Origin of the sequence: Secundilactobacillus malefermentans (assembly GCF_008033155.1) — a bacterium.
In the GTDB taxonomy this organism is placed as follows: Bacteria; Bacillota; Bacilli; order Lactobacillales; family Lactobacillaceae; genus Secundilactobacillus; species Secundilactobacillus malefermentans.
In genome coordinates this window covers 1,294,313-1,317,608 of record NZ_CP042371.1, presented here as the reverse complement: position 1 = coordinate 1,317,608, position 23,296 = coordinate 1,294,313, and the positions used below count along the sequence as shown (strand labels likewise).

Below are 23,296 nucleotides of genomic sequence, written 5' to 3'. Positions count from 1 at the left end.
TTGTCAAAAATAGGCATTCCTCGGTTGGGGGAATGCCTTTTGTCTTGCGTTGTATTTCAAGTTTGTTATTGCAACCACTAATCATCGACAACTGTAAAACGTTGTTGATAATGTTGCGGATTTTCAAGTTCATCAACCAAGGCACCAGCAAAATTACCAAATGAAACTTCTTGCTTGCCCGCCTTATTTTCCATTACTTCGTCAGTGCCAATCCGGTACTGCGTTTTTTCACCAGGAACAAAATTAACCTGTGGAGACAAAGCACTCCAGTTGACGTTATCTACCCACTGAAGGTAATCGACTTCATGAACCTGTTGAATTGGTGTTGCAATCCATGGCTCATTTGCAAACATCTTCAAAACATCGTCCAACATTCGTGTTCCATCAGCCTTTTTAAGGGAACTTGAGCCAACAATGAACATTAACCGGGTTTGGTCGTCATTACGGAAGAGACTAATCAATTTTGTTGCGAGATCCAAATGCTGATAAGGTTTTTGTGATGCAAAGGCATCAACTACCACATCAAATTGGTTCAAATCTGCAGCTTCAAGTGATAAGGCATCTTTTTCAATAACCGGTGTCCCTTCACCAAACAACTTCTTTGCCTTACTTCCATCACGAACCAATGCTGTGACTTCGTGTCCGCGTGACTGGGCCTCTTTAAAAACCGCGCTGCCAACGTGACCAGTAGCCCCAATAATTCCAATTCTCATTATTTAGTCTCTTCTTTCGCAACTTAATTAATGGCGTCTAAAACCATCACATATATAGTAGCAGTTGCGCTTTCTTCTTTCGATTAATTTGTCCATTTTTTGCTAGCTAATATTGGAACCTGATTTTTAAATAAACGTCATCAGGTCACCACAATATGCGTGGCCAACTCTTTTGGGATGGTAACAAGCGCACCGCCACGTTATGCGCTAATAAATTAATGATTGATGGTGGCGCCGGCTTGATCAACGTCCCTCTAAATTTATGGGGACAATGGAATCAGTTGATCAGCGATTACTACCACAGTAATGATATGCTGCCCCTAAAGCATTGGACTTACAATCATGGTATCGCAGGTGTGACGCTGGGTCCAAAAAACGACTGATTAACAAACCAAAAAGAACACTATACCGAGCAACAAATCACCGCAACGATATAATGTTCCTACATAATTCAGAATCAAAGATCCAGTTATTATTATTTTCACTTGAAATTAACTTATATCACAATAACTGAATCAAAGTGATTTCAGCACTAGCATAATATTTTGTAGTTGCTGTTTTCTTTTTAATATTTACATTGCCATCCATGAAGCTGAAAGAATATTGCCATCAGGATCTTTAATTTCCAACTCATACATCTGATTTTCAGGAATGCCTAATTCAACATGATAATACGAACCGCCATTTGCTGCAGCCTTCGCCGCGAATTCTTTGACCGCCGCAACACTATCAAAACTGAACGCGGTCATACTTCCACTCATATTTTGTGTGTCAGCTATTGTTTGTCCTTGCAGAAACTTGTTATAAAAGTCATGTGTCAATAACATGATCCAGATTGCATCACTCCACATCATGCCCACGCCATTCTCATCCGAAAACTTTTTGTTTTGCTCAAACCCTAACGCCTCGTAGAATTTGATAGAACGTTGCATGTCAGTAACCGGTAAGTTCACAAAAACCATTTTTACCATTGTGCACCTCCTATGTTGATTTCATTACACCGTCATTATCGCAAGTATGATCATAGATAGCAATCAATATACTTACCAAATCATGAAAGTTCCAATCGGGCTTGATTGTTTGCTACACTACTTGCCAGGCCTATAAAATACGTCACTAATAGTGACCAACTCTGTGCTAATTATGACGGCAACTTGTGGTGTTAATTAGTTGAATGAAGTTTTGATCAAAGCAGTAAAGTGCCCCCTAAGACATATCATATAAGCTGTCAAAGTCTTAGCTCATAGTATCCACGTAGCACCCAACATCAAAAAAATGTGTATAAAAATAGGGATTCCTCCACACTCGGAGAAATCCCTATTTGTTTACTTCTAAAATTAGTCTAACTTAGTCTTGCTTTGTACTTCCAACTTGTCATTGAAGTCGTAAACAACTGGTTCGCCAGTTGCCATTTCCAAGTTCATGATACCTTCGTCAGAAATGTCTTCGATGTACTTGCTTAAGGCACGTAATGAGTTACCGTGAGCAGCAATGATAACGTTCTTGCCATCAAGTAACTTAGGAGCGATTTCGTCTTCCCAGAATGGGATAACACGTTCCAAAGTAACCTTCAAGTTTTCGCCACCAGGGATCATCTTAGGATCCAAGTTAGCGTAACGACGATCGTTAGCTGCTGAGCCTTCGTCATCTGCATTCAAAAGTGGAGGAAGCGTGTCATACGAACGACGCCAGATATGAACTTGTTCGTCGCCCCACTTTTCAGCAGCTTCAGCCTTGTTTTGGCCTTGAAGTGCACCGTAATGACGTTCGTTTAAGCGCCAAGTCTTCGTTTCTGGAATCCAAAGTTGGTCTGATTCTTCCAAAGCGTAGTGTAACGTTTTGATTGCTCGAGTTAATACTGAGGTGAATGCATAATCAAATTCTAAGCCTGCTGCTTTGATTAACTTACCAGCATTCTTGGCTTGCTTAACGCCTTCTTCACTCAAATCAACGTCAACCCAGCCAGTAAATTGGTTAGATAAATTCCATTCACTTTGTCCGTGACGGATTAATACTAATTTTGCCATAGTAATCGATTACCTCTTTCTCTTTTTTATTCAAATATCATACTATTGTACACCAAAACAATAGAGATTTCAGCTTCTAGCTCACAAATATTGCTCATTACTTATCTTGTTTGTCTGACCCATACCGTTGACGCATTTTTTTAAGGGCCTCGCCGTGCAGCTTAACACTCTTAACGCCCAATATATCAAGGAAGAACGTAAAGATTGGCACGCTGACAATTAGCCCCCAGACGCCAAACAAAGCCTCGCCACCAATCAGTAAAACAAATGTGTAGAAAATTGGCAGCTCCGTGCGGCTGGACATGAATTTTGGATTTAAAACATAGGCCTCCAACATGTGAACCACAAGAATAACAATGACCACGGCAATGACATCGTTAAAGCCACCCACTGAGTAAGCAATGATTGCCAACGGAATGACTGAAATAATAACCCCGGCAACCGGAATCAGACTCAAGAAGAAAATCATAATGGCCAGCGTTGGCAATTGTGGGAACTTCATGAATGCTAGTGCAACGGTTGTAATGACGGTGTTGCAAAGGGCAATAAAGAATTGCGCTTCTAGAACTACCCCAAATGTGTTGATAAATTTCTTAGCAAAAAACGTAATATCCTGGAAAAACCAGCCGTAATCACTCGTTAGAAATAATTTTGAGAACCGCGCCATTGCCTTTTCCTCAACCGTGAAGAAGAAGCTTAAAATCAGTGAAAGAAGTAAGGTAACGCCCATCGATCCAATTCCAGTCACGTAGGTAATCACAATTTTAATGCCACTCTTAAATTGGTTTAAGAGCTCAGATTGACTGATATAATTGCCAATCCATTTGACCACCTGGTTAGAATCGTTGCTTGGATCCTGATAGAAGGTATAAATATTTTCAAATGAGTGAACCGCCTGCGCCGCCATCTGCGGTAGATATTTGGTCACTGCAACGTACAATGCCCAAATAATAATGGCGTAGACGACCACCACGATTAAGCTTGTCGGAATTTTGATGTAGCGCTGAATAAAGTGGACGAGTTTAATAATCAAAAGTGTAAAAATAAACGTCAAAAGAATGGTACTCATTTCTGCTCGAACTAGATATAGAACCAACATAATGAGTAGCAAAACAGTAAATCGTCGTAACCTAATATTACCAACAAATTTTTCCCAAGCTTTCATTTAATTCCCCACTTCCCGTAAACCAAAAAGACGAGGTCAGTGGCCCCGCCCTTTGTTAAACTCATTATTTATAGTTTTTCTGTGCGTATGATTTGAAACTTATGCCAGCCTTATTAGCTGCAATTAAGCCACTACGGATATCCTGATCTGAGAATTGTCCCGGTGTCACGCCAATACTTGAAAGTGTTGAACGCGCATTGTTAATTTGAGCAGCGGTGATGGTTTGCCCATCAATTTGCGTTTGACTCTTAGGAACAGTGTACTCATTGCTACCAGAGTAAGCATTAGCAGCCGACTGCTCGCTAGAAGTTAAACTGGCGCTACTGCTGCTGGCACTACTACTGCTACTGCTTGTCGTCGCACTCGTTGCCTCTCCCGCGATTCCTTTGGTGTTTGCAGTTTGTAAGGCACGAGCCTTCGTATAAATGTTCTTATAGTAGGTCTTTGTGAATTCAGAATCTGCAAACAACTGGTTCAAAGTGGCGTTTGATGCTTCATATTCAGTTGCCTTATTTTGCGTAACGGCTTCGCTATAAATCTTGTTATACTTTTTAACATTTTTAATAACAATCTTAAGCGTTGCTAATCGGCTCTTAGATCTCGTCACTAAAACCCCTGATGTGTTTTTGGTATTCTTAACGGTTGTAAAGTAATTCTTCGCCGCATTAAAGTGCCGCGACGTCATTGCATTCTTCCCCGAAACGAATGATTGTGTTTGATCTAAATAGCGTTGTGCTGCACTATCGTTGGTTTTACGCTTCAAGGCATTTTCAAAATGACTCTCAGCGCTTGTATACTGTTTGGCCTGAATAGCGGCTTGTCCGTTACTCATCTCGGTATTGTATTGATTTTCAGTAATTCGATGATTTGAATATGCATAGCCACCGATTAAAACGGCAACGACAACTGCAACAACTGCCCATACCCATCGTTTCAAATTAATCCCCTCTATCCTCTGTCTTATAGTTTGTTTTCTAGTGATTATTATACCATGAAGCACTGGGTGCAACCAATCCTGAGAATAAGTATTCCGTTCTTACAAAAATAGTTAAGAAGCGTATAATGGATTTTGTATTTTTATTAGGATGACCCTAATATCAGAAAGGAATGTTTACATGCTTGAAAAGACGTTTTACAAAACTTTTCTGAGTCGCACCTTTAACATCCCAGTTTCAGTTACGTATTGGGATGGGAAAACCGAAAATTACGGCGAGGGAACCCCAGAAGTTCATATCACCTTTAACGAGGTTATTCCCGTTAAAGAAATCACTCGCAACGCTTCTATTGCCTTAGGTGAAGGCTATATGGATGGCAAAATTGAAATCGAAGGCAGCATTGAAAAGCTAATCAAGTCCGCTTACGAAAATGATAACAGTTTCTTCCATAACAAGAAGTTCATCAAGTTCCTGCCTAAGCAAAAACATGATGAAGAAGAAAGTAAGGAAGATGTTCAAAGTCACTATGACTTAGGAAATAATTTCTACCAACTTTGGCTAGATAGTACGATGACTTATTCGTGTGCTTACTTTGAAAAGCCAACTGATGACCTCGAAACTGCACAAGTTAACAAGGTTCATCACATCATCAAAAAGTTGAACCCAAGTAGTGGTCGTAGCTTACTTGATATTGGTTGTGGCTGGGGTACTTTGATGCTCACTGCAGCTCGCGAGTATGGCTTGAGTGTAACTGGTGTTACGTTGAGTCAGGAGCAATACGACTATGTCAACGAGCAGATTAAAGAGCAAGGCCTTCAAGACGTTGCTGAAGTCCGCTTGGAAGACTATCGTGAGCTTGGCAACGAGCAATGGGACTACATCACCTCAGTTGGGATGTTCGAACACGTTGGCCAAGAAAACTTAGGTGAATACTTTGATTGTGTTAACCACTATTTGAAGCCAGATGGCGTTGCTTTGATTCACGGAATCACTCGCCAACAGGGTGGTGCCAACAACGGTTGGTTGAACAAATGGATTTTCCCAGGTGGTTACGTTCCTGGTTTGGTTGAAAATACTGAGCATATCATCGCTTCTGGTTTACAAATTGATGATATGGAACCCCTTCGCCGCCATTATCAAAAGACGACTGAAATTTGGGATGCTAATTTTAATGAACACCGTGCAGAAATCGAAGACATGATGGATAAGAAGTTTGTCCGGATGTGGGACCTCTACCTACAAGCGTGTGCTGCTTCGTTTGCATCAGGTAATATTGACGTGATCCAGTTCTTGTTGACAAAGGGTGCGTCGGGTAAGGTGTTGCCGATGACGAGAGAGTATATGTATAAATAGAAGTGTGAGAATTGCCGGTAAACTTCGAGTACTAGTGGTTGGTCAACGGAAGCGGAACTTGTTTCGCGTGTTGACCACTACTAGACGGAAAAGTTTGGCAATTGGAACACGACAAGAGTGTGAAGCAGTTCGTTTTCATTCGAGCACTATTCGGATTACGTAAGCGCGGACTTGTTCGTGCGTGTAATCTAGAATAGGCACAGAATGATGAACTGGTGAACACGTTTCGACTATGTACTAGTAAGAACTTTAAGTTCGTTTTCATTCTTTACAATAGACACTAATAAAGGCATTTCTATCCCAGTGGTAGAAATGCCTTTTTCATGCTATTTTGACCCATCTAATTTCGTCTAGTCGAATCGTCTGATACTGGTTTTCCACCTCTATCACGATTAAATCTTCCTCATAGCCCGCAATCATTCCCGTTACCGTCATTAAATGTTCATCCTGGTCATCCATCATATTTAATTGGAGTTTCATCAATTTTTGACGATTCCAGCCCACCATCAAAAGGTCGCCAATGGCCTTCTGCGGCATTTGAGCATGGGTTGGCTCATTTGCCTTTGCCGCTTCGTGCTTAAGTGCCTTCGTGTGATCAGATAGGAAAAAGCCACCCCACTTCAGCATCCCCCGGTCATTATAATCATATTTAAAAAACTGATGAGCCACCGCTTCCGATTCTAACTTTTGTCGACGCATACTCATCCCTTCTATCACTATTCATAGCTATTACCACCGTTATGACCGCCCACAAGCGACGCCCGATCAATCATGGTCCCGCCCTTCAGTAAGCTGCTGGCCATCACGAGTGCAGTTGTTCCAAACTTACGCCGAATTGCGTCGGTTACACGATCATAGCTGTCTCGTTTAATTTGTTGTTCTGGTAGTTCAAATAGGTTCAGCTGTTGCCCCGTGTCAGCCGATAATTGGCCACAATAAACAGAAATGTTCCTGATTGGCTGATGCGCCCAATATTTCCTAAACAACGTCAAAACCGTTAGCGCAATTTCACTATTACTATTAGTCGGCGGAACCTTGACAGTATGGGAGAAGCCTCCTCGTTTATCATCTGCCGCATAGGCAAATCCAATCGATAGGCTCACCTTCCCAGCTTGTTTGCCGTGATGTCGCACTCGAGCGGCTACCTGATTTGCAAGCTCCCGCAGAACAATTTCAATTTCCTCTTGCCGCCGATAGTCTCGCGGCAAGACCTGCGAATTTCCTAAGCTAGGTTCCTTCACCTTTATTCGCTGCGAGAGTTTCGACCGATCTACTCCCCAGGCTAATGCAAATAATTGCGTTCCAATCACGCCCATTTCCTGCTTCAGCCAGTAGGGATCTGTGTGCGCAAGGTCATCCATATTATTAATGCCTAACCGCTTCAAATGCGCCGCCGTTCGATTTCCAATACTCCAAACATCCGTCAACTCCTTAATCGTCCAAATGAGCTGTGGGACTGTTTCAAAGCTTATTTGATCAATAAATTCCGGATCGTGCTTCGCATAAACATCGAGCGCAATCTTTGCTTGAACCGGTGTATCGCCAATTCCGATTGTAGTATACAAGCCTAACCGCTTAAGAACGGTTTGCTGAATAACCCGTGCCGTTTCTCTCGGCGTCTTCCCAAATAACTTCCAGGATTGCGTTAAATCTAAAATGGATTCATCAATTGAATAGGGATATAAATCGGCATCAGCTACAAACTCCTTAAAAATAGCATTTATCTTCAAATTCTTATGAATATACAAATTCATTCGTGGCGGTACCACAATCAGCCGAGGATCATTTGGTAAATCACGGGTTCGGCTGACGTTCGTAATATGAAAGAGCTTCTTTGCCATTGGCGAGGCTGCCAAAATCAATCCTCCGTTTGTATTCTCGGCTTCGGACATAACAACGAGGGGCGTTTCCAGTGGTTTAAGTCCCCGCTCCACACACTCCACGCTGGCGTAGAATGATTTATTGTCGATTAAGAAAAAGACGCCTCGTGGTTCCTCAGAGTAATCCATGAAAATCACCTCCGTTTGGTATTAGCTACATTATACGAACAAACGTTCTATTTTACAACCGAACACGGAAATTTTTCGCAAAAAAATAGCCCACCAACTAATTTGGTGAGCCACGAGTTTACACGACCATTGCAATGAGAAAGACCGCCATTAACCCAATAATAACGGACATCGACATTGATCGCGTTCGATATGCAATTATAATAACGATGAGTGACGCCAATAGTTCCGGAACATGCGTCATTGGCGCTAATTGGTAGTTTGAATCAATAAAAACATCCTTGACGACCAATGCCGTAAAAAGTGACACTGGCACAAATTTCATCCATTCGTTGAACCAAGCGGGTATTTTCCGCTTTGTGAAGATTAATAACGGAAAATATCGGGGAACGAACGCAACGAAAAAGCCTAAAACGATTAACCAAAAATGTTGTGTAGTTGTCCATGTATTAACAGAATTCATATAATATCCCCTGCTAGTTGCTATCAGTTTCCTCTACGGCATCTTCACGACTACCTGGGCCACGCACTTTCCAGAGCCAGCGACTCTTTGGTGTGTGGGTTGTAATGTAATGCTCCAAAGCAAAGCCAATAAAGGATGCGATTAACGTTGAAATAACTAACCCAAGCGTACTCTTTGTTAGAATCATGAAGAATGCGGCTAGGAAGCCAGATAACACACAAATTAGAACCGTGAGTCGACTCTTAATTTGCATCACAATCATATATAGGAACAGTGCCGTTAAGGCAAAATTAACGATAGAAAGGTTAATCTTTAACGCACTACCAACTAAACTGCCAACAACATTGCTGACGGTCCAGAACAGTAGTGAATAGTGCTCCACCATCAGTGCTTGATGGCCATCCCATTTTTTATCCGTCGCAAACTTTAGATAGTTTACGGCATAATTTTCATCATTCATTGAAAGGGAAAAGGCAAAAATAAAACGATGCGGTTGCCCTTGAAGGTATCTGGAAAGACTTGATCCCAATAAGGCATATCGTAGTTCTAGGAAAAATAGCATTAGAACGATAGAAAGTAAGGGCGCATTGATTGTCAGCATTGACGCAATCATAAATTGCGCACCACCTGAGAAAATAAAAATAGAAACTAACGCCGTTAATAACGTATTAAATCCGGCGGCATGCAGCAAAATCCCACAAGCCAAGCCGATAGGAATGTAACTCAAATTAAGCGGCATTGCTACCCGTAAAGTGGATAGCCATAGTGGCTCATTCGGGTTTCGGACCTGTTTAGTCAAGAATAATTCCTCCATCAAAAAACCTGCAGTTAAGTAAGTGACAGTTAAGGCGCCCAATATTAGACGCTCTTGATTAAAACGCATCGAAAATATTTTAACACGAAACTAAAAACTTGCATACCTGATTTCATAAGCTGAATGAATATTGCAAACAGTTTAATCGCTATTCGTTAACTAAGCTCATAAGCTAATATGTAATCGAAGAACAAAGCATTCTCCGCCTACCTATTATAAGAAAGTTTTGGTTAAATACCAATGTTTATTTTACATTTCTTTTACCCAAGACAGGTAAAACGTTACAACAGCGCCCTCCATCCATTTAATTAAATAAATCGACGATAAGCCCATATCTGCAAATAGCAAAATAGACTGCAACAAAACCCACGTTTTGCTTCAGTCTATTCATCATGATTAATTAAAATAAAGCAACGAGTCCACGCCACATCCGAACAAAGATATTGGCCTTTTCAACTTTTGTCGCAGTTTTAACTGACACACTGGTAGCGGATTTGCCATCAACAAATCCAAGTTGATCACCCTTTAGCGAAATTGAAGCAGCACCAATGGTTTTTCCCTTTGAAACGGGTGCAACTAATTTGCCATCTTTATTCAGCGATTTCTTCAGCTTAATTGAACCAGTCGCATTGCTTGCCACCTGGTTGTTCCGAATCCAAAGCTTAAGTGGTGATTTCAACTGAACTTTAACCGTCTTTTCCTTACCATTACTAGTAGAAATCGACTTAACGCCCTTAATCTGACTATTCGTATAAGTGGTTGTCTTAAAGTTTTGGAAAACGTACGACATGATGTGTTGCGTTTGTACAAATCGTGATGAGTCCGTTTCTGATTTATGTGCGGCACCCATTACCACCGTAATAATTCGGTTACCATTCTTTTTGACCGTTCCGGTAAAGTTGGCGCCAGCTGCATCAGAAGTACCTGTCTTTAGCCCATCAACGGGTAGCGCAGAGTATGAGTTCGCTAAACCTGGTAACATCCAGTTCCAGTTTTCCATCTTGATTTGGTCGTCTGTTCCCTTTTCAAACCACATCTTCTTGATTGACGTTGTTTGGAGAATTTCTGGATACTTATTTAAAAGGGCAACCGCTAATTTACCCATATCTCTTGCTGAAAATTCATTCTCAGCACTATTCGCCACGTTATCATAACCTGCATCACTAACCTGTTTATTGGTTAATCCAGAAGCATTATAAATCTTGGCATCCGTAATTCCGAGCTTCTTAGCTGTTGAGCGCATTTGACTGACAAATGCGTGAGGAGAGCCGGCAACAGCATCTCCCAAAGCAGTCACTGCTGCATTAGCAGAATAAATAATTGACGCTTGGTACAGTTCCTTAACGGTGTATTCTTTGTCCTTCCGAAGCGGAACGTTAGATAGATTGGTGTCCTGGCTCATTTTGTAGACGGTATTATCAATTTTAATTTTTTGATCCCATTTTAATTTACCAGAATGGATATTTTCCAAAATAATATAAAGGGATAAAAGCTTACTCATCGAAGCAGCGGGCAAAACCTTAGTTGAGTTTTTATCATATAAGATTTGACCTGTTTTAGCATCGATTGCCAAACCAGCCTTTGCCTTCAAATCAACCGTGGTTACCTTTGCTGCTATGGCAGCCTGTGCGGTTGGTGTTGCTGCTGCAGGAATGCTCATTCCTGCGGTTGCGATCACAAGTGTTGCTGCTAAACCTGTTGCAACTTTTTTTAGTCGTTTAAACATTGTCATTTCCTCACTCTAATATGTAATTAAGGACGGCAAAAATTGCCGCCCTCCTATTTTACCACATGAAAATTTAATTAAGCTGCTTTTGCAATGATTCATTGACTTTATTTACAGCCTCATCTTCATCAGAATCTACCTTAGCTTGTCGAATCGGCAAAATGATATCAAACGTTGTCATCTTGTCCGTCGATTCCACGGTAATTGACCCATGGTGAAGCTGGACAATGCTTTGAGTAATCGCAAGTCCTAGCCCAGTTCCACCCGTTGCTTTGTTTCGTGATTCTTCAACGCGATAAAACCGTTCAAAAACGTGATCAAGCGACTCCTTAGGAATCTTCGGTCCATCGTTTGCAACCTTAATTTCGATTTCCTTATCATTGTGACGGTTGGCAATCATATAAATATGCTTACCACCATCCCCATATTTCAAAGCATTGGAAATCAGATTATTAAAAACCCGACTTAGCTGTTCAGCATCCGCATCAATCATCAATGGCGATTCCTCGCAAGTGACCTCGATTGCCTTATCCTGCTTTTCAGCTTCTAGCTCAAAACTGGCTGAGATTTGTTCCATCATTTGAGAAAGATCGACCTGGTTAAAGTTAACCTTGGCGGCAGCTTGCTGAACCTTTGTGTATTCAAACAAATCTTCAACCAGGGCCTTCATCTGAGATGCTTTCAAAAAGGCCGTGTGCGTGTACTTCAAAATGTCTGCTTCAGATCGATACTGTTTATCCTCAATTAAGCCTAAATAGCCAATGATCGACGTCAAAGGGGTGCGCAAGTCATGACTGACATTTGTAATCAGTTCATCCTTAGACCGCTCGATGTCTCGTTCTTCCGTCATTGACTCCAAAACGGAATCGACTAGCGCATTCACAGAATCGACGACATGCTGAATATCGCCGCTTACTTTGAACTGGATTCGGTGGCCAAAGTTTCCTTGAGCAATGTAATGAAGCTCATCGATTATATGGTAAAGCTGCATTTGCCGATATCGCCGCATAAGCCGCCAGTAAACAACCCAGACATCCAAAATTGCCATCAATCCGATAAACAGATTCTCCCAACTCCAAAGCTGGAAGTGATCTGGTCCAATGACGATTGATTGTTTGATAATAAAGATTCCATCTCGGAGTCCCGGATTTAGCTGAATTGCCTGGGTGATGATGACTAAAACCGACAAGTTTAAAAGCAGTAACAAAATAACCGTTACAATACCCTCAAAGAATAATTCACTTTTTTCACGTCCCGTTAGTTTCAAGTGTGACGGCCCCTTCTCCTAGTTAAATCTGTCATGACGACTTGTGTTGCGAAGCTGATGCATTGTCGTGTAATTCCAATCAGCCCCCTCCGTCTAACTTGACCAATACGCAAGACAAGTCTTGCTACTATTGGTCTTTGTTAGTACTCGGTGCCTACCGATTGAAATTGCACTTCCTTAAATCTAGTGCGACTCTATCTTATATCCCACGCCCCACACCGTTTGGATGACCTTTTCACCATTCGTTGCTTCTTCAATCTTATCCCGCAAATGGGAAACGTGCACCATCACCGTTTTGGCAGAAATGATGGATTCCTGACGCCATACACGTTCAAATATTTCATCAGCTGAGAAGACCCGATTTGGGTGACTTGCTAGCAAATATAAAATACCAAATTCAAGCGCCGTCAATGAAATGACTTTACCCGCAATTGTTTTAACTTCATGTGAATCCTTGTTAATAATCAGCGGACCAATATCCAAAATGTCTGGCGTATCATCGGTCACATTATCCTGGCTTCGACGTAGAAGTGACTTGACCCGAGCCATGACTTCAAGTGGATTAAACGGCTTGGTGACGTAATCATCCCCACCCGTAATTAATCCCTGAATTTTGTCCATATCTGCCGTTTTGGCAGACAGAATTAAAATGGGAATCTGAGAATCTTTTCGAACTTCTTTAATAACTTCCATCCCGCTCATTTCAGGCATCATAATGTCCAAAATCATGAGTCCAATATCCGGTGTGGTACGTAATTTGGTTAAGGCTTCACGACCATCATAAGCAGACACTGGTTCGTAGCCTTCATTTTTAATGTAAATTTCGAGTAACTGTGCAATTTCTTTATCATCGTCGACAACTAAAATTTTCATGATAACGCTCCTTTTCGAGATAAACATCCCTGTTATCTGTCAATAACTTTACCAATTAATTTGGTAAAAGTCGCAAAATTCACTAAAACTTAACCGAGTTTAAACTAAATTAAGAAAATAGTAAGTTCTAATCAGTCTTATAAGACTATCATTCCACAAATACAGGCGCTAGACAAGTTTGAGGTAAATAAAAATCGACCACATTTTGTGATCGACTTTGACGTGACTTAAAATAAGAATCCTTTTTTCAACCCATACTGACGGCGAATAAGAAGTGCGCCACCACCTGAGAGAACCCCTACAATAACGGCAGGCCATGATTGTAGAACTGGGTTTGCAACGCTTGGAATAGCACTTGTGATGTAGAAGAGTCCCATCCAAACAACAAATAGTGCAATGACAACTAAAAGTCGAACCCAAATTGATTGTTTGTGCTTTCGCTTTGGATCGAAGATTGTTGACATGTATGGCAATGCCAAACCGGCAAGTGCCGATGAAATAAAGATTGACACAATTCCGACTGGTTGACTGCTTGCAGCCGTTTTTGGTGAGAGGAGCATAATTGCGCCAAACATCACGTTAAAGATCATGAAGAAAATTAGGCCGTTATATAACGCACTTGGCCAATAGGGATCATCCGCATTTGGATCCTTAGCTGGACCGTTCACAACGTAATCAATCCGTTCTGAAACATCCCCGTACATATTCTTAGCAGTTTTCCCACTCTTTTGACCATCAACCAACTCTTGAACCATTTCATTAACAACTTCCGTCTTCTTTTCAACCGAAAGCTTGGTTTTTTCTATTTCTTGATTAAATCGGAACATGTAGTCAGCGTTTCGCTTCGACAGTCCTAAATTATCAAATGCACTATGCTCATTCTTCTCGACTGTATGGCGAGCTTGTTGCGCACCAGCATTACGTTTACGGTTTTGATTATCGCTCACGAGAGACCTTCCCTTCCATAATTCCGAATTTTTAAACGTTAAATCTAAATTCTACGATGTCGCCATCATTCATGACGTATTCTTTACCTTCTTCACGAAGTTTACCAGCATCTTTGACCGCAGACTTGCTTTCCAGCTTGTCCAAATCATCAAACGCCATTACTTCGGCACGGATGAAACCACGCTCAAAGTCAGAGTGAATGATTCCGGCAGCTTGTGGTGCCTTAGTCCCTTCACGGAAGGTCCAGGCCTTGGTTTCCTTACCACCAGCAGTGAAGAAAGTTTCAAGTCCAAGTAGCTTATATGAGGCACGGATGAGTCGGTTCAAACCAGGCTCTTCCACTCCCTCAGCTTCTAGGAAGTCAGCCTTTTCGGCATCATCCAACTGGGCAATTTCCTCTTCAGCTTCAGCGGCAACCGCAATTGCTTGGGCGCCTTCTTTGCTAGCGTATTCTTCAATAATACTAAAGTACTTAGAATTTTCAGGATCCGCCATGTCATCTTCGGCAATGTTGGCCACGTACAGAACTGGCTTTGAAGTTAACAAGAACAAGCCTTTAACAATCTTTTGCTCGTCTTCATCAAATTCAATCGTTCGAACGCTACCACCAGCTTCAAGAACTGGCTTAATTTTTTCGAGAACTGCTAATTCAGCTTTAGCTTCCTTGTCGCTCCCCTTTGCAGCACGGGCAACTTTTGCCAATCGCTTATCAACGGCTTCAAGGTCTGATAGTCCCAATTCCAAATTAATGGTTTCGATATCATCAGTTGGATCGATTTTCCCTGAAACGTGGGTGATGTTGTCGTCATCAAATGCCCGAACAACGTGCACAATGGCGTCAACTTGCCGAATGTTTTCTAGGAATTTGTTACCAAGTCCCTCACCCTTACTAGCACCCTTTACAATTCCGGCAATATCGGTAAATTCAAAGGTGGTTGGCACCACTTTTTTAGCTGGAATGAGTTCCTGAATGCGATCGAGTCGATCATCTGGAACTTCAACCATTCCCACGTTAGGATCGATTGTTGCAAATGGGTAGTTGGCCATTTCGGCACCAGCCTTAGTGATTGCGTTAAATAGGGTAGACTTTCCAACGTTTGGTAAGCCCACAATACCTGCAGTTAATGACATTAATTATTCACTCTTTCCTTAGTTATCTGCGTTATCGGCTTTTTCCAATACGCGTTTTAATTTTTTCTCAAATTCTCGCCGTGACAGCATGACAATATGACCGCAACCCGTACATTTGATTTTAATGTCCGCGCCCATTCGAATAATCTGCCAACGGTTAACACCACAAGGATGTGGCTTCTTCATTTCAACTAAATCGCCAAAATCATACATATGAAGCCTTCCCTTCTGTTAATTAATCTAAGTTTACATCCAAAATATCCAAAATGCGGCTCAAGTCGTCATTCGTTAAGTAATCAATTTCAATCTTCCCAACACCCTGTTTGGTGCTATTCTCGTTGATTGAAACCTGCGTGCCAAACTTCTCTTGAAGCTGATCCTCACTAGACCGAATGTACGGTGACTTTCGTCTTGACGGCTTACTTTGCTTAATTTTCTTCTTTGACTGACCATTAATTTGACCAACAATCTCTTCCAAAGCCCGAACCGTTAACTTTTCATCAACAGCTCGTTTTGCAAGATCGCCAAGTCGGCTACGGTCCTTAAGTGACAATAATGTCCGTGCCTGGCCCATTGAAAGTTGCTTCTTGTTCAAATATTCCTTCACAATAATGGGTAATCCCAATAATCGTAAATAGTTTGCAATGTACGGTCTACTCTTACCCAATCGTTCAGAAACCTGGGCTTGGGTCAAATCGAGCCGCGTCATCAGTGTATTATACGCTTCAGCCTCTTCTAGCGGTGTTAAATCCTCTCGCTGTAAGTTTTCGAGTACCGCAATTTCCATCATTTGTTCTTCAGTTACGGAACGAACAATCGCTGGAATCGTTTTATTATCAATCAACTTGGAAGCTCGAAATCGTCGCTCACCCGCCAATATCTCGTAGCGTTCTTTCTTAGCATCAGGTTGGCGAACAATGATTGGCTGAAACACGCCAGATTCCTTAATGGAAGCTGCTAAATCGTTTAGTGCAGCTTTATCAAATTTTTGTCTAGGTTGATAAGGGTTTGGCGTAATCGTCTTCAAATCGATATCAGAAACAGTTTCTTCCTTTGGGTCAACCCCGTTGTCCGCAAAGAGTGCTTCAATGCCTCTTCCTAAACCCTTTTGATTTTTATTCGCCATGAGCTGCTAACACTTCCTTTGCAAGTTCACCATAAACGATGGCACCCTTTGACTTATTATCGTAATCCATAATTGGCATCCCGTAACTTGGCGCTTCGGATAGCCGAACATTCCGCGGAATGATTGTTTTATAGACTTTATCGCTAAAGTATTTTCGAACTTCTGCATTAACTTGTTTTCCAAGGTTCGTTCGTGCGTCATACATCGTCAGCAAAACGCCTTCAACCGCTAAATCGCGATTGAAATGCTTTTGAACAAGCTTAACGGTGTTCAGTAATTGACTAAGCCCCTCTAGCGCATAGTACTCACTTTGAACGGGAATTAAAATTGAATCACACGCCGTAAATGCATTGATTGTGATTAAACCTAACGAAGGTGGACAATCGATTAAAATATAATCATATTGATCCTTGACCTCTTCTAGCGCGTCCTTTAACCGGGTCTCTCGAGCCATTTGCGGAGTCAACTCAATTTCAGCACCAGAAAGTTGGATTGTTGCGGGCACAATGTCTAATCGTTCATGAGCCGTTTGTAAAATGGCTTCCGAAATGGGTTCCTCATTCACAATGACATCATAAATATCCTTTTCAATTGTGGACTTCTTGATGCCGACACCACTCGTTGCATTTCCCTGAGCATCAGTATCCACGAGCAATACTTTTTGATTAAGATCCGCAATGCTGGCGCCTAAGTTTACCGCAGTGGTCGTTTTACCAACGCCACCTTTTTGATTCGCAAGCGCAATAATGATTGCCATGCTTAGTCCACCTTTCTTCTACTGATTCTGACTTCCCAATGGTTCCCGGGTTGGCGTTCCAGCTTTTCTAGGATAACGTCCCGGCGTTTTCTTTTCCTTGTTAATCACAACGATGTGTCTTGTCCCTGCATCAAATGGCAATTCAAAGGCAACATCCTGTTTAACCTCACCACCAAGCAGCTTGATGGCCGTTGTAGCGCTTTCTAAATCTTGATCAGCTTGTGCCGCTTTTAAGGCAACAAACTGCCCACCGACTTTGGTTAATGGTAAGCAAAATTCGCTTAAGACGCTCATTTTTGCAACCGCCCGAGCAGTCACGATATCAAAGCTTGCTCGAAACTCAGATTTTCGTCCCCCAAATTCCTCGGCGCGAGCGTGGTGAAAGTGGACATTTGTTAAACCGAGTGTCGTCTGGAGTTCCTTTAAAAAGGTAATTCGTTTATTGAGTGAGTCCACAATTGTCACTGTTAATTGCGGAAAAGCAATTTTTAGCGGAATTGATGGAAAGCCTGCACCCGCCCCCACATCACAAAGACTAATGGGTTGCTCCCGCAAGGCCTCTATGTAAAATGCTGGCGTCAATGAGTCGTAAAAGTGCTTGAGATAAACGTCATCACGCTCCGTGATGGTCGTTAAATTGACGTGCTCATTTGTGGCTACCAATAATTTATAGTATTCCTCAAATTGAGTCATCTGGTGCTCATCTAGCATGATATTATGCTCAGCTAATTTCTGCTGAAATTGATCTGGATTCATCCTTTTCTCCTCATCTGTGAAACATGTTTCACGTACTGGTCTACTTTACCCTAAATTGAGAAAACACGCAACAGTCTGGCTTAATTATACTAGAATTTGGACAGACAAAAAAGGTCGTTCCAGCAAAATGTTGAATTGCTGAAGCGACCTTTACTTTGAGCCGTTATTTTTGAATAGCAGAGACTTCTTCAATGAACCACTTGTTGAAGGCAACGTCATCGATGTCGACACAAACGGCTGCGTTAGTGCGGCCATTGTGGTATGCGCCACGAATGTCGCCAACCGTCTCACCATTTGCTGGTCCCTCAGTCTGAACGTCAACCCACATCTTTTCAGTTTGAATTGCTTCAGGGTGAAGTAAGTAGAAAATGGTGTTCACATCATGCATCGCGATTCCGGCATCAGAATTATCGCCATCATGAATGATGATGTCATGTAGCATCTTACCCGTTTCGTTGAGTGTTGGTAATTTTTCGATGCTTTCATGAGTCAGTAGTGCTTTCATGGTGATGTCCAAACCAACCATCACAATCGGTACGCCTGATTCGTACATGATTTTAGCAGCATGAGGATCCGTAAAGACGTTAAATTCTGCAGCAGAGGTCATGTTCCCTTTGCCCAGTGAACCGCCCATTGCAACAATCCGTTCGATATTTTGCTTTACTTCAGGATACTCGGAGAATAACAGCGCAATGTTGGTATAAGACCCCGTTGGTACCAAAGTAATTGGTTCTGGAGCAGCCATAATTGCGTCGCGTAACGCGATAACAGCTGATTCTTTCATTGGCTTTGGTAAGTCCTCAGGGAACTCATAACCTGGCATCCCTGACTCACCATGAATTCGAGCAGCATCCTCAAATGGTTTGATTAAAGGCTGTTTTGCACCCCCAGCAACTGGAATATCGGAATTGAAGAATCGAACCAATTTAAGCGCATTTTTTGTCGTCTTATCAACCGTTACGTTACCCGCAACCGCCGTGATTAGTTTTAAATTAATTTTAGGATCATTGATTGCCATCGTAATTGCAGCAGCGTCATCAATGCCTGGATCCGTATCCATAATAATATTAATTGCCATTTTAATTTCCTCCTTGTATTTGTAACTCATATTTTCGCCTAAAGTAAGGCGCTAAATATCAAATCTAATAGGAACAAAACTCCTAAAATGTAGACTGGCAACGTCAGCTGTCGCCGTTGACCACCAGCTAATTTTAGAATTGGGTAGCAAACGAAACCAAATGCTAGTCCAGTAGAAATACTGTTAGTAAGTGGAATCAACACGATAATCAAAAATGCTGGGAACCACTCTGTGAAATCACCAATTTTGATACCACCAATGGACTCCATCATTAAAGCACCCGTGATGATAATAACCGGCGCTATGGCAGCTTGGGGAACGTAGGCGAGTAAAGGAATAAAGATTAGCGACAAGCCAAACATGACGGCTGCTGTGACGGCCATCCACCCCGTTCGACCACCGGACTCAATGCCGGAAGCACTTTCTGCAGCGGCAACCGTTGGCGATGTCCCTAGGAAGCTAGATAAAAATGTTGTAACGGAGCTCCCCTGAAATGTTTTCTTGAATTTTCGCTGGTCAGGCAATAATCCCTGAACCAGACCCATTGATTCGAACACGAGAATCATCGTCATCGAAAATGTCGCTAAGATAAATGGCGTTGACAGGATATGGGAAAAGTCCCCTTTAAACGTAATCTGATGATAATTGGTGAGCTTGCTTAGAATGACATTCGGCGTATCCGCATCCCGAATGTGGAAAATAACGCCCACAATCGTCGTCAAAATAATCCCAATGAAGAAACTCCCCTTCACGCGCCGAAGATATAGAATCAAACTGATGACGAGCCCGAAAATGGCTAGTAGTGCGGCTGGCTTTGTTAAGTCTCCCAGCACAATGAGTGACGTTTTTCCGGCAACAATCAAGCCCGCCTTTTCCAGTCCAATTTCAACCAGAAAGAGCCCAATTCCCGCTGTAATTCCGTGCTTCAGTGATTGCGGAATTGATTTGGACAAAATATCGTTCATTTTGGTGAACGCAATTGCCATGTAAATGACGCCCGATACTGCAGAAATTGCGACCGCCGTTTGCCACGAGAGCCCCATGTTCACAACCACCGTATACGTGAAGAAGGCGTTAACCCCCATCCCCGGCGTCAAAATAACCGGTGAATTGGCATAGAATCCCATGATCAAACAGCCAATAATAGAACTAAAAATTGTCGCAAAAACGCTTAAATCAGCTGGAATTCCCGCATCCTTCAGAATCATCGGGTTAACAATGATAATGTACGAAATTGCGAAAAATCCGGTAATGCCAGCGATAATTTCGGTTCTTAAAATGTCCTTGTGTTTCAGTACCTCCAGAAAAGACATGTTGTCAGCGGAAGTCCCATTTTGTTTACTTTCCATAAAGCTCCCTAGCTTTCAATAGACGAGTCATCGTCCATTTAGACTTGTTGGGCAATTGCAATTCGGTGGTCTCACGCACCAAACTGGGTTTCAGCGTCTATCGAACGTTTCGAGCGACCCTAACAGAACGTGTTTACAGTACTAGCATACCAAATTTAAGTAACCGCTACCAATACCTTTGTGAAAAATAGCTCAGACCACTTGGCCTGAGCTATCAAATTTTAGATTGAGTGGAAAGACTATTCTACCAAACGAATAATCCAACAATACCAGCTGACATCAGGGATACTAAGATACCTGATAGGAGCATGTAGCCCACGTTTTTAGAAATAAGGTCATTCTTTTCTTTATCAACCAAGCCCTTGAACGCACCGATAATCATACCAGTGGTACTGAAGTTGGCAAATGAAGTTAAGAAAACAGTCAATTGTGCTTGATAGTGAGCTGGGTAAATCTTCAAATCGTTGATGTGTGGGGCAATTTTACCCATAACAACGAATTCATTTGTTACTAACTTGGTACCCATGTATTGAGCAAACTGGAAGGCTTGAGAAACATCCAGACCCATTAACCATGCAAATGGGAACATGATGATTCCTAGAATATGTTCCATCGTTAACCATGGGTTGAAGAGTTGCAAGATTTTGTCAATCAATGCGGCTAAAGCAACGAACGCAATAACGTTTGCGGCAATGATTAAGATCAAACGACCAGCACCCAAGATAGAGTCACCCAAGAATGAGAAGAATGGTTCTTTCTTGCCGTTAGCCTGAACTTCTCCAGAATCAACAGCAGCTTCTTCAGCGGCAGCGTTTGAGCCACCCATTTTGGCAATTGTATCTTCTTCTTTTGAAACCTTAATTGGATTCAAAATGTTGGTAATAATGATGGCGTTTAAAATGTTCAATGGAACGGCAGTCAAAACGTATTGACCAGGAACCATTTGAGTATAAGCACCCAGAATGGAGGCGGTGATACATGACATTGACATCAAAGCCAACGTTAAGTCACGTTCTGCTGACATTTGCTTCAATTGAAGACTTGAAACAGCCAAGGCCTCAGTGTTACCCAAGAACATCATCTCAACTGAGAAGAATGATTCGAACTTTGGTTGACCTGTAACAAAGGCCAATCCACGACCAATCCATTTGATAAGGAATGGAAGCACGCCGATATAAGTTAAAATATCGAACAGTGGGACAATCATCAAAATTGGGAGAAGTGAACTAGTCACAAAGTCCATTGACTTCATGTGAACCCAACTTGGAAGTGCAAATGCAATACCTGTATATGACACTTGAACTAGCCAATTGAATCCGTCTGCGGCACCTTTGACGATGTCTCGACCCCAACTGAAACTAGTTAGAACCCAAGCAAACAGTAAATTAATAACTAACACAATAATGACAGATTTCCAGTTAATCTGTTTGCGGTTCTTTGAGAACAAAAGGGCAATTCCAAGATAAACGATGACCCCAAGTATGTTGACAAGTAAGTACATTGACCAATACCTTCTTTTCTAAAATTTAACGTGGCGACTATTCGTCAAAATGGCATAACAATATACGCGTTGCACGACAACAATTTAGTAGTAAATAAGACTACTTAAGCTCAGACAAAAAGCTGGTTCCTGGACCTAACCCCGCAAAATCGAAGTTTTCCAAAACCGTGGCGCCCAAATCAGACAATGATTTCTTAATTCCAAGTGCTTTACCACCTTTTAATGCTGGTGAATAAGCAAATAATGGCAAATACTCTCGTGTCATCTGATCTGGATTCTCTGGGTTAACTGAGTGGTTGGCAGTGATGAGTAGTAAATCGGAACGCTTCATCACTTGCATGATTAATTCCAATTGACTATCAAACACCATCAGTAAATCACCTAACTCGGCAGCGGTTGCGGTATTGTAATCCTGCTGAAATTCAGGCAACTGAAAATAACTCAGTCGATAGTTTCCTTCCCCAATTTCAGCAGCAAGTAGCTGCAACGCTTCCTGATTGCGGTGAACCAAAAGCCGTTTGGTAGATGCCTGATTACTCAGGTAACTAATCAATGGGCTTGCTAACAAAACTTGCTCATGGCGAATCGCCAGGTAATCAAAAGCGGAGGTTGTTCGCCCCTCACTTGTGAGGTCCCAGCTCTCCCGAATCCCAGAAGCAAATGCATTGTTCTCATTAGCAGGTCTGATTTGACCAAAAAATCCAAGCGGCTTCTCAACCTCAGTAACGTGCTTCAACGGGTTTTTATGCCGTAAATTCCCTAAGCCCAGCTGAGTCAACGTTGGTAGCGTCAAACGGTCAGGCATAGCGTTATCAATTTGGCCTAGACTATCCGCGCCAACTGAATCAAATCGGTTGGCATCCGGAGACTCGCCAATTCCCATTGCGCCTAAATCAATCACGAAGACTCTACGAAACGTCATTTAATCACCTCTATAATTGTCGTTCATACAACGCGTAAATCGTTTTCATTTACGTTATGACTATCTTACCGTTTTTAAACTAAGGTGTAAATTCTATTTTTTAAGTAAATCTTAGTTTTTACAAAGGAGTTTTCCGAACGAAACACTTCAAATACTTTTATGAAAGCGCTTATAATACAAACGACCATCATCCGTTTCATTTCGAAAAAAACGGCCTTACTTGTCTGCAATCATACAAGTAAAGCCGTTTACTTAAAATTGGAGGGAATTTTAAAAATCCCCTGCCCCTGCCAAGGAACTCCATTATAGCAATAAAAAAAGAATTTACCACTGGGGGTAAATTCTCACATGAATCAATAAATATTATATGAGTGTCGGCAATC

23 protein-coding genes and 1 pseudogene are annotated in these 23,296 nt (G+C 41.9%); 2 read left to right on the top strand and 22 right to left on the bottom strand.

Annotated features, from left to right (window positions below; translation table 11 throughout):
* Positions 1-77: 77 nt before the first annotated feature.
* A complete protein-coding gene (locus FGL90_RS06325; RefSeq protein WP_010620216.1) occupies positions 78-713 on the bottom strand; it encodes an NAD(P)-dependent oxidoreductase in 636 nt (211 codons plus the stop codon).
* A 146-nt stretch (positions 714-859) separates the two neighbouring features.
* Between FGL90_RS06325 and FGL90_RS06320 the strand changes: the two are divergent.
* Positions 860-1,096: pseudogene (locus FGL90_RS06320) on the top strand (filamentation induced by cAMP protein fic); the annotation flags it as partial.
* Positions 1,097-1,285: 189 nt separating this feature from the next.
* Here the strand turns inward: FGL90_RS06320 and FGL90_RS06315 are convergent.
* The 4 genes from FGL90_RS06315 to FGL90_RS06300 form a co-directional block, all read right to left on the bottom strand.
* Positions 1,286-1,684 carry a VOC family protein gene (locus FGL90_RS06315; protein ID WP_010620218.1) on the bottom strand — a complete coding sequence of 133 codons (399 nt, stop codon included), beginning with the start codon at positions 1,682-1,684 and terminating at the stop codon, positions 1,286-1,288.
* 366 nt (positions 1,685-2,050) lie between these two features.
* Positions 2,051-2,740 (bottom strand): 2,3-diphosphoglycerate-dependent phosphoglycerate mutase, encoded by a 690-nt coding sequence (locus tag FGL90_RS06310; protein WP_010620219.1) that lies wholly within the window; start codon positions 2,738-2,740, stop codon positions 2,051-2,053.
* 97 nt (positions 2,741-2,837) lie between these two features.
* Positions 2,838-3,905, bottom strand: coding sequence for an AI-2E family transporter (locus FGL90_RS06305; protein ID WP_147657386.1), 1,068 nt, complete (start codon positions 3,903-3,905; stop codon positions 2,838-2,840).
* A 64-nt stretch (positions 3,906-3,969) separates the two neighbouring features.
* Positions 3,970-4,842 (bottom strand): hypothetical protein, encoded by an 873-nt coding sequence (locus FGL90_RS06300; protein WP_147657384.1) that lies wholly within the window; start codon positions 4,840-4,842, stop codon positions 3,970-3,972.
* Positions 4,843-5,020: 178 nt separating this feature from the next.
* Between FGL90_RS06300 and FGL90_RS06295 the strand changes: the two genes are divergently transcribed.
* Positions 5,021-6,193: an SAM-dependent methyltransferase gene (locus tag FGL90_RS06295; protein ID WP_147657382.1), complete on the top strand. Its 1,173-nt coding sequence runs from the start codon at positions 5,021-5,023 to the stop codon at positions 6,191-6,193.
* Positions 6,194-6,514: 321 nt separating this feature from the next.
* Here the strand turns inward: FGL90_RS06295 and FGL90_RS06290 are convergent, their stop codons facing one another.
* The 17 genes from FGL90_RS06290 to FGL90_RS06210 all read right to left on the bottom strand — a co-directional run bounded on the left by FGL90_RS06290 (position 6,515) and on the right by FGL90_RS06210 (position 22,913).
* Positions 6,515-6,892, bottom strand: a complete 378-nt coding sequence (locus FGL90_RS06290) for a hypothetical protein (RefSeq protein WP_010620223.1) — start codon at positions 6,890-6,892, stop codon at positions 6,515-6,517.
* Positions 6,893-6,909: 17 nt separating this feature from the next.
* Entirely contained in the window at positions 6,910-8,208 is a 1,299-nt protein-coding gene (locus FGL90_RS06285; RefSeq protein WP_187240460.1) for a Y-family DNA polymerase, read from the bottom strand.
* A 112-nt stretch (positions 8,209-8,320) separates the two neighbouring features.
* Entirely contained in the window at positions 8,321-8,665 is a 345-nt protein-coding gene (locus FGL90_RS06280) for an AzlD domain-containing protein (protein ID WP_147657378.1), read from the bottom strand.
* A gap of 13 nt (positions 8,666-8,678) precedes the next feature.
* Positions 8,679-9,479: an AzlC family ABC transporter permease gene (locus FGL90_RS06275; RefSeq protein WP_147657376.1), complete on the bottom strand. Its 801-nt coding sequence runs from the start codon at positions 9,477-9,479 to the stop codon at positions 8,679-8,681.
* Positions 9,480-9,879: 400 nt separating this feature from the next.
* A complete protein-coding gene (locus tag FGL90_RS06270; protein ID WP_404814657.1) occupies positions 9,880-11,211 on the bottom strand; it encodes a D-alanyl-D-alanine carboxypeptidase family protein in 1,332 nt (443 codons plus the stop codon).
* Between the two features lie 67 nt (positions 11,212-11,278).
* Positions 11,279-12,472 carry a sensor histidine kinase gene (locus FGL90_RS06265; RefSeq protein WP_147657372.1) on the bottom strand — a complete coding sequence of 398 codons (1,194 nt, stop codon included), beginning with the start codon at positions 12,470-12,472 and terminating at the stop codon, positions 11,279-11,281.
* A 183-nt stretch (positions 12,473-12,655) separates the two neighbouring features.
* On the bottom strand, positions 12,656-13,345 hold the full coding sequence (locus FGL90_RS06260) for a response regulator transcription factor (protein ID WP_010620229.1): 690 nt from the start codon (positions 13,343-13,345) through the stop codon (positions 12,656-12,658).
* Between the two features lie 227 nt (positions 13,346-13,572).
* Entirely contained in the window at positions 13,573-14,292 is a 720-nt protein-coding gene (locus FGL90_RS06255) for a DUF1129 domain-containing protein (protein ID WP_010620230.1), read from the bottom strand.
* Positions 14,293-14,323: 31 nt separating this feature from the next.
* Entirely contained in the window at positions 14,324-15,424 is a 1,101-nt protein-coding gene (gene ychF / locus FGL90_RS06250) for a redox-regulated ATPase YchF (protein ID WP_147657370.1), read from the bottom strand.
* Positions 15,425-15,442: 18 nt separating this feature from the next.
* Positions 15,443-15,637 (bottom strand): DUF951 domain-containing protein, encoded by a 195-nt coding sequence (locus FGL90_RS06245; RefSeq protein ID WP_010620232.1) that lies wholly within the window; start codon positions 15,635-15,637, stop codon positions 15,443-15,445.
* 22 nt (positions 15,638-15,659) lie between these two features.
* Complete coding sequence (locus tag FGL90_RS06240; protein ID WP_010620233.1) at positions 15,660-16,550, bottom strand: ParB/RepB/Spo0J family partition protein; 891 nt, start codon at positions 16,548-16,550, stop codon at positions 15,660-15,662.
* Complete coding sequence (locus FGL90_RS06235; RefSeq protein ID WP_010620234.1) at positions 16,540-17,307, bottom strand: ParA family protein; 768 nt, start codon at positions 17,305-17,307, stop codon at positions 16,540-16,542. The genes FGL90_RS06240 and FGL90_RS06235 overlap by 11 nt, the downstream gene beginning before the upstream one ends.
* Positions 17,308-17,325: 18 nt before the next feature.
* Positions 17,326-18,063, bottom strand: a complete 738-nt coding sequence (gene rsmG, locus FGL90_RS06230; RefSeq protein WP_010620235.1) for a 16S rRNA (guanine(527)-N(7))-methyltransferase RsmG — start codon at positions 18,061-18,063, stop codon at positions 17,326-17,328.
* 163 nt (positions 18,064-18,226) lie between these two features.
* A complete protein-coding gene (gene rihC, locus FGL90_RS06225; protein WP_010620236.1) occupies positions 18,227-19,141 on the bottom strand; it encodes a ribonucleoside hydrolase RihC in 915 nt (304 codons plus the stop codon).
* 38 nt (positions 19,142-19,179) lie between these two features.
* Positions 19,180-20,490, bottom strand: a complete 1,311-nt coding sequence (locus FGL90_RS06220) for an NCS2 family permease (protein WP_147657368.1) — start codon at positions 20,488-20,490, stop codon at positions 19,180-19,182.
* A 244-nt stretch (positions 20,491-20,734) separates the two neighbouring features.
* Positions 20,735-21,991 carry a NupC/NupG family nucleoside CNT transporter gene (locus FGL90_RS06215; protein WP_147657366.1) on the bottom strand — a complete coding sequence of 419 codons (1,257 nt, stop codon included), beginning with the start codon at positions 21,989-21,991 and terminating at the stop codon, positions 20,735-20,737.
* 100 nt (positions 21,992-22,091) lie between these two features.
* On the bottom strand, positions 22,092-22,913 hold the full coding sequence (locus FGL90_RS06210; protein ID WP_147657364.1) for a phosphopentomutase: 822 nt from the start codon (positions 22,911-22,913) through the stop codon (positions 22,092-22,094).
* Between the last annotated feature and the right edge of the window lie 383 nt (positions 22,914-23,296).

What these genes read in the sequence shown, in the direction of transcription:
- FGL90_RS06295 (WP_147657382.1), top strand. Translation starts at nt 5,021, where the DNA reads ATGCTTGAAAAGACGTTTTACAAAACTTTTCTGAGTCGCACCTTTAAC.
- FGL90_RS06275 (WP_147657376.1), bottom strand. Translation starts at nt 9,479, where the DNA reads ATGGAGGAATTATTCTTGACTAAACAGGTCCGAAACCCGAATGAGCCA.
- FGL90_RS06290 (WP_010620223.1), bottom strand. Translation starts at nt 6,892, where the DNA reads ATGCGTCGACAAAAGTTAGAATCGGAAGCGGTGGCTCATCAGTTTTTT.
- FGL90_RS06325 (WP_010620216.1), bottom strand. Translation starts at nt 713, where the DNA reads ATGAGAATTGGAATTATTGGGGCTACTGGTCACGTTGGCAGCGCGGTT.
- rsmG (WP_010620235.1), bottom strand. Translation starts at nt 18,063, where the DNA reads ATGAATCCAGATCAATTTCAGCAGAAATTAGCTGAGCATAATATCATG.
- FGL90_RS06210 (WP_147657364.1), bottom strand. Translation starts at nt 22,913, where the DNA reads ATGACGTTTCGTAGAGTCTTCGTGATTGATTTAGGCGCAATGGGAATT.
- FGL90_RS06240 (WP_010620233.1), bottom strand. Translation starts at nt 16,550, where the DNA reads ATGGCGAATAAAAATCAAAAGGGTTTAGGAAGAGGCATTGAAGCACTC.
- rihC (WP_010620236.1), bottom strand. Translation starts at nt 19,141, where the DNA reads ATGGCAATTAATATTATTATGGATACGGATCCAGGCATTGATGACGCT.
- FGL90_RS06235 (WP_010620234.1), bottom strand. Translation starts at nt 17,307, where the DNA reads ATGGCAATCATTATTGCGCTTGCGAATCAAAAAGGTGGCGTTGGTAAA.
- FGL90_RS06280 (WP_147657378.1), bottom strand. Translation starts at nt 8,665, where the DNA reads ATGAATTCTGTTAATACATGGACAACTACACAACATTTTTGGTTAATC.
- FGL90_RS06310 (WP_010620219.1), bottom strand. Translation starts at nt 2,740, where the DNA reads ATGGCAAAATTAGTATTAATCCGTCACGGACAAAGTGAATGGAATTTA.
- FGL90_RS06260 (WP_010620229.1), bottom strand. Translation starts at nt 13,345, where the DNA reads ATGAAAATTTTAGTTGTCGACGATGATAAAGAAATTGCACAGTTACTC.
- FGL90_RS06220 (WP_147657368.1), bottom strand. Translation starts at nt 20,490, where the DNA reads ATGGAAAGTAAACAAAATGGGACTTCCGCTGACAACATGTCTTTTCTG.
- FGL90_RS06245 (WP_010620232.1), bottom strand. Translation starts at nt 15,637, where the DNA reads ATGTATGATTTTGGCGATTTAGTTGAAATGAAGAAGCCACATCCTTGT.
- ychF (WP_147657370.1), bottom strand. Translation starts at nt 15,424, where the DNA reads ATGTCATTAACTGCAGGTATTGTGGGCTTACCAAACGTTGGAAAGTCT.
- FGL90_RS06315 (WP_010620218.1), bottom strand. Translation starts at nt 1,684, where the DNA reads ATGGTAAAAATGGTTTTTGTGAACTTACCGGTTACTGACATGCAACGT.
- FGL90_RS06305 (WP_147657386.1), bottom strand. Translation starts at nt 3,905, where the DNA reads ATGAAAGCTTGGGAAAAATTTGTTGGTAATATTAGGTTACGACGATTT.
- FGL90_RS06270 (WP_404814657.1), bottom strand. Translation starts at nt 11,211, where the DNA reads ATGACAATGTTTAAACGACTAAAAAAAGTTGCAACAGGTTTAGCAGCA.
- FGL90_RS06215 (WP_147657366.1), bottom strand. Translation starts at nt 21,991, where the DNA reads ATGTACTTACTTGTCAACATACTTGGGGTCATCGTTTATCTTGGAATT.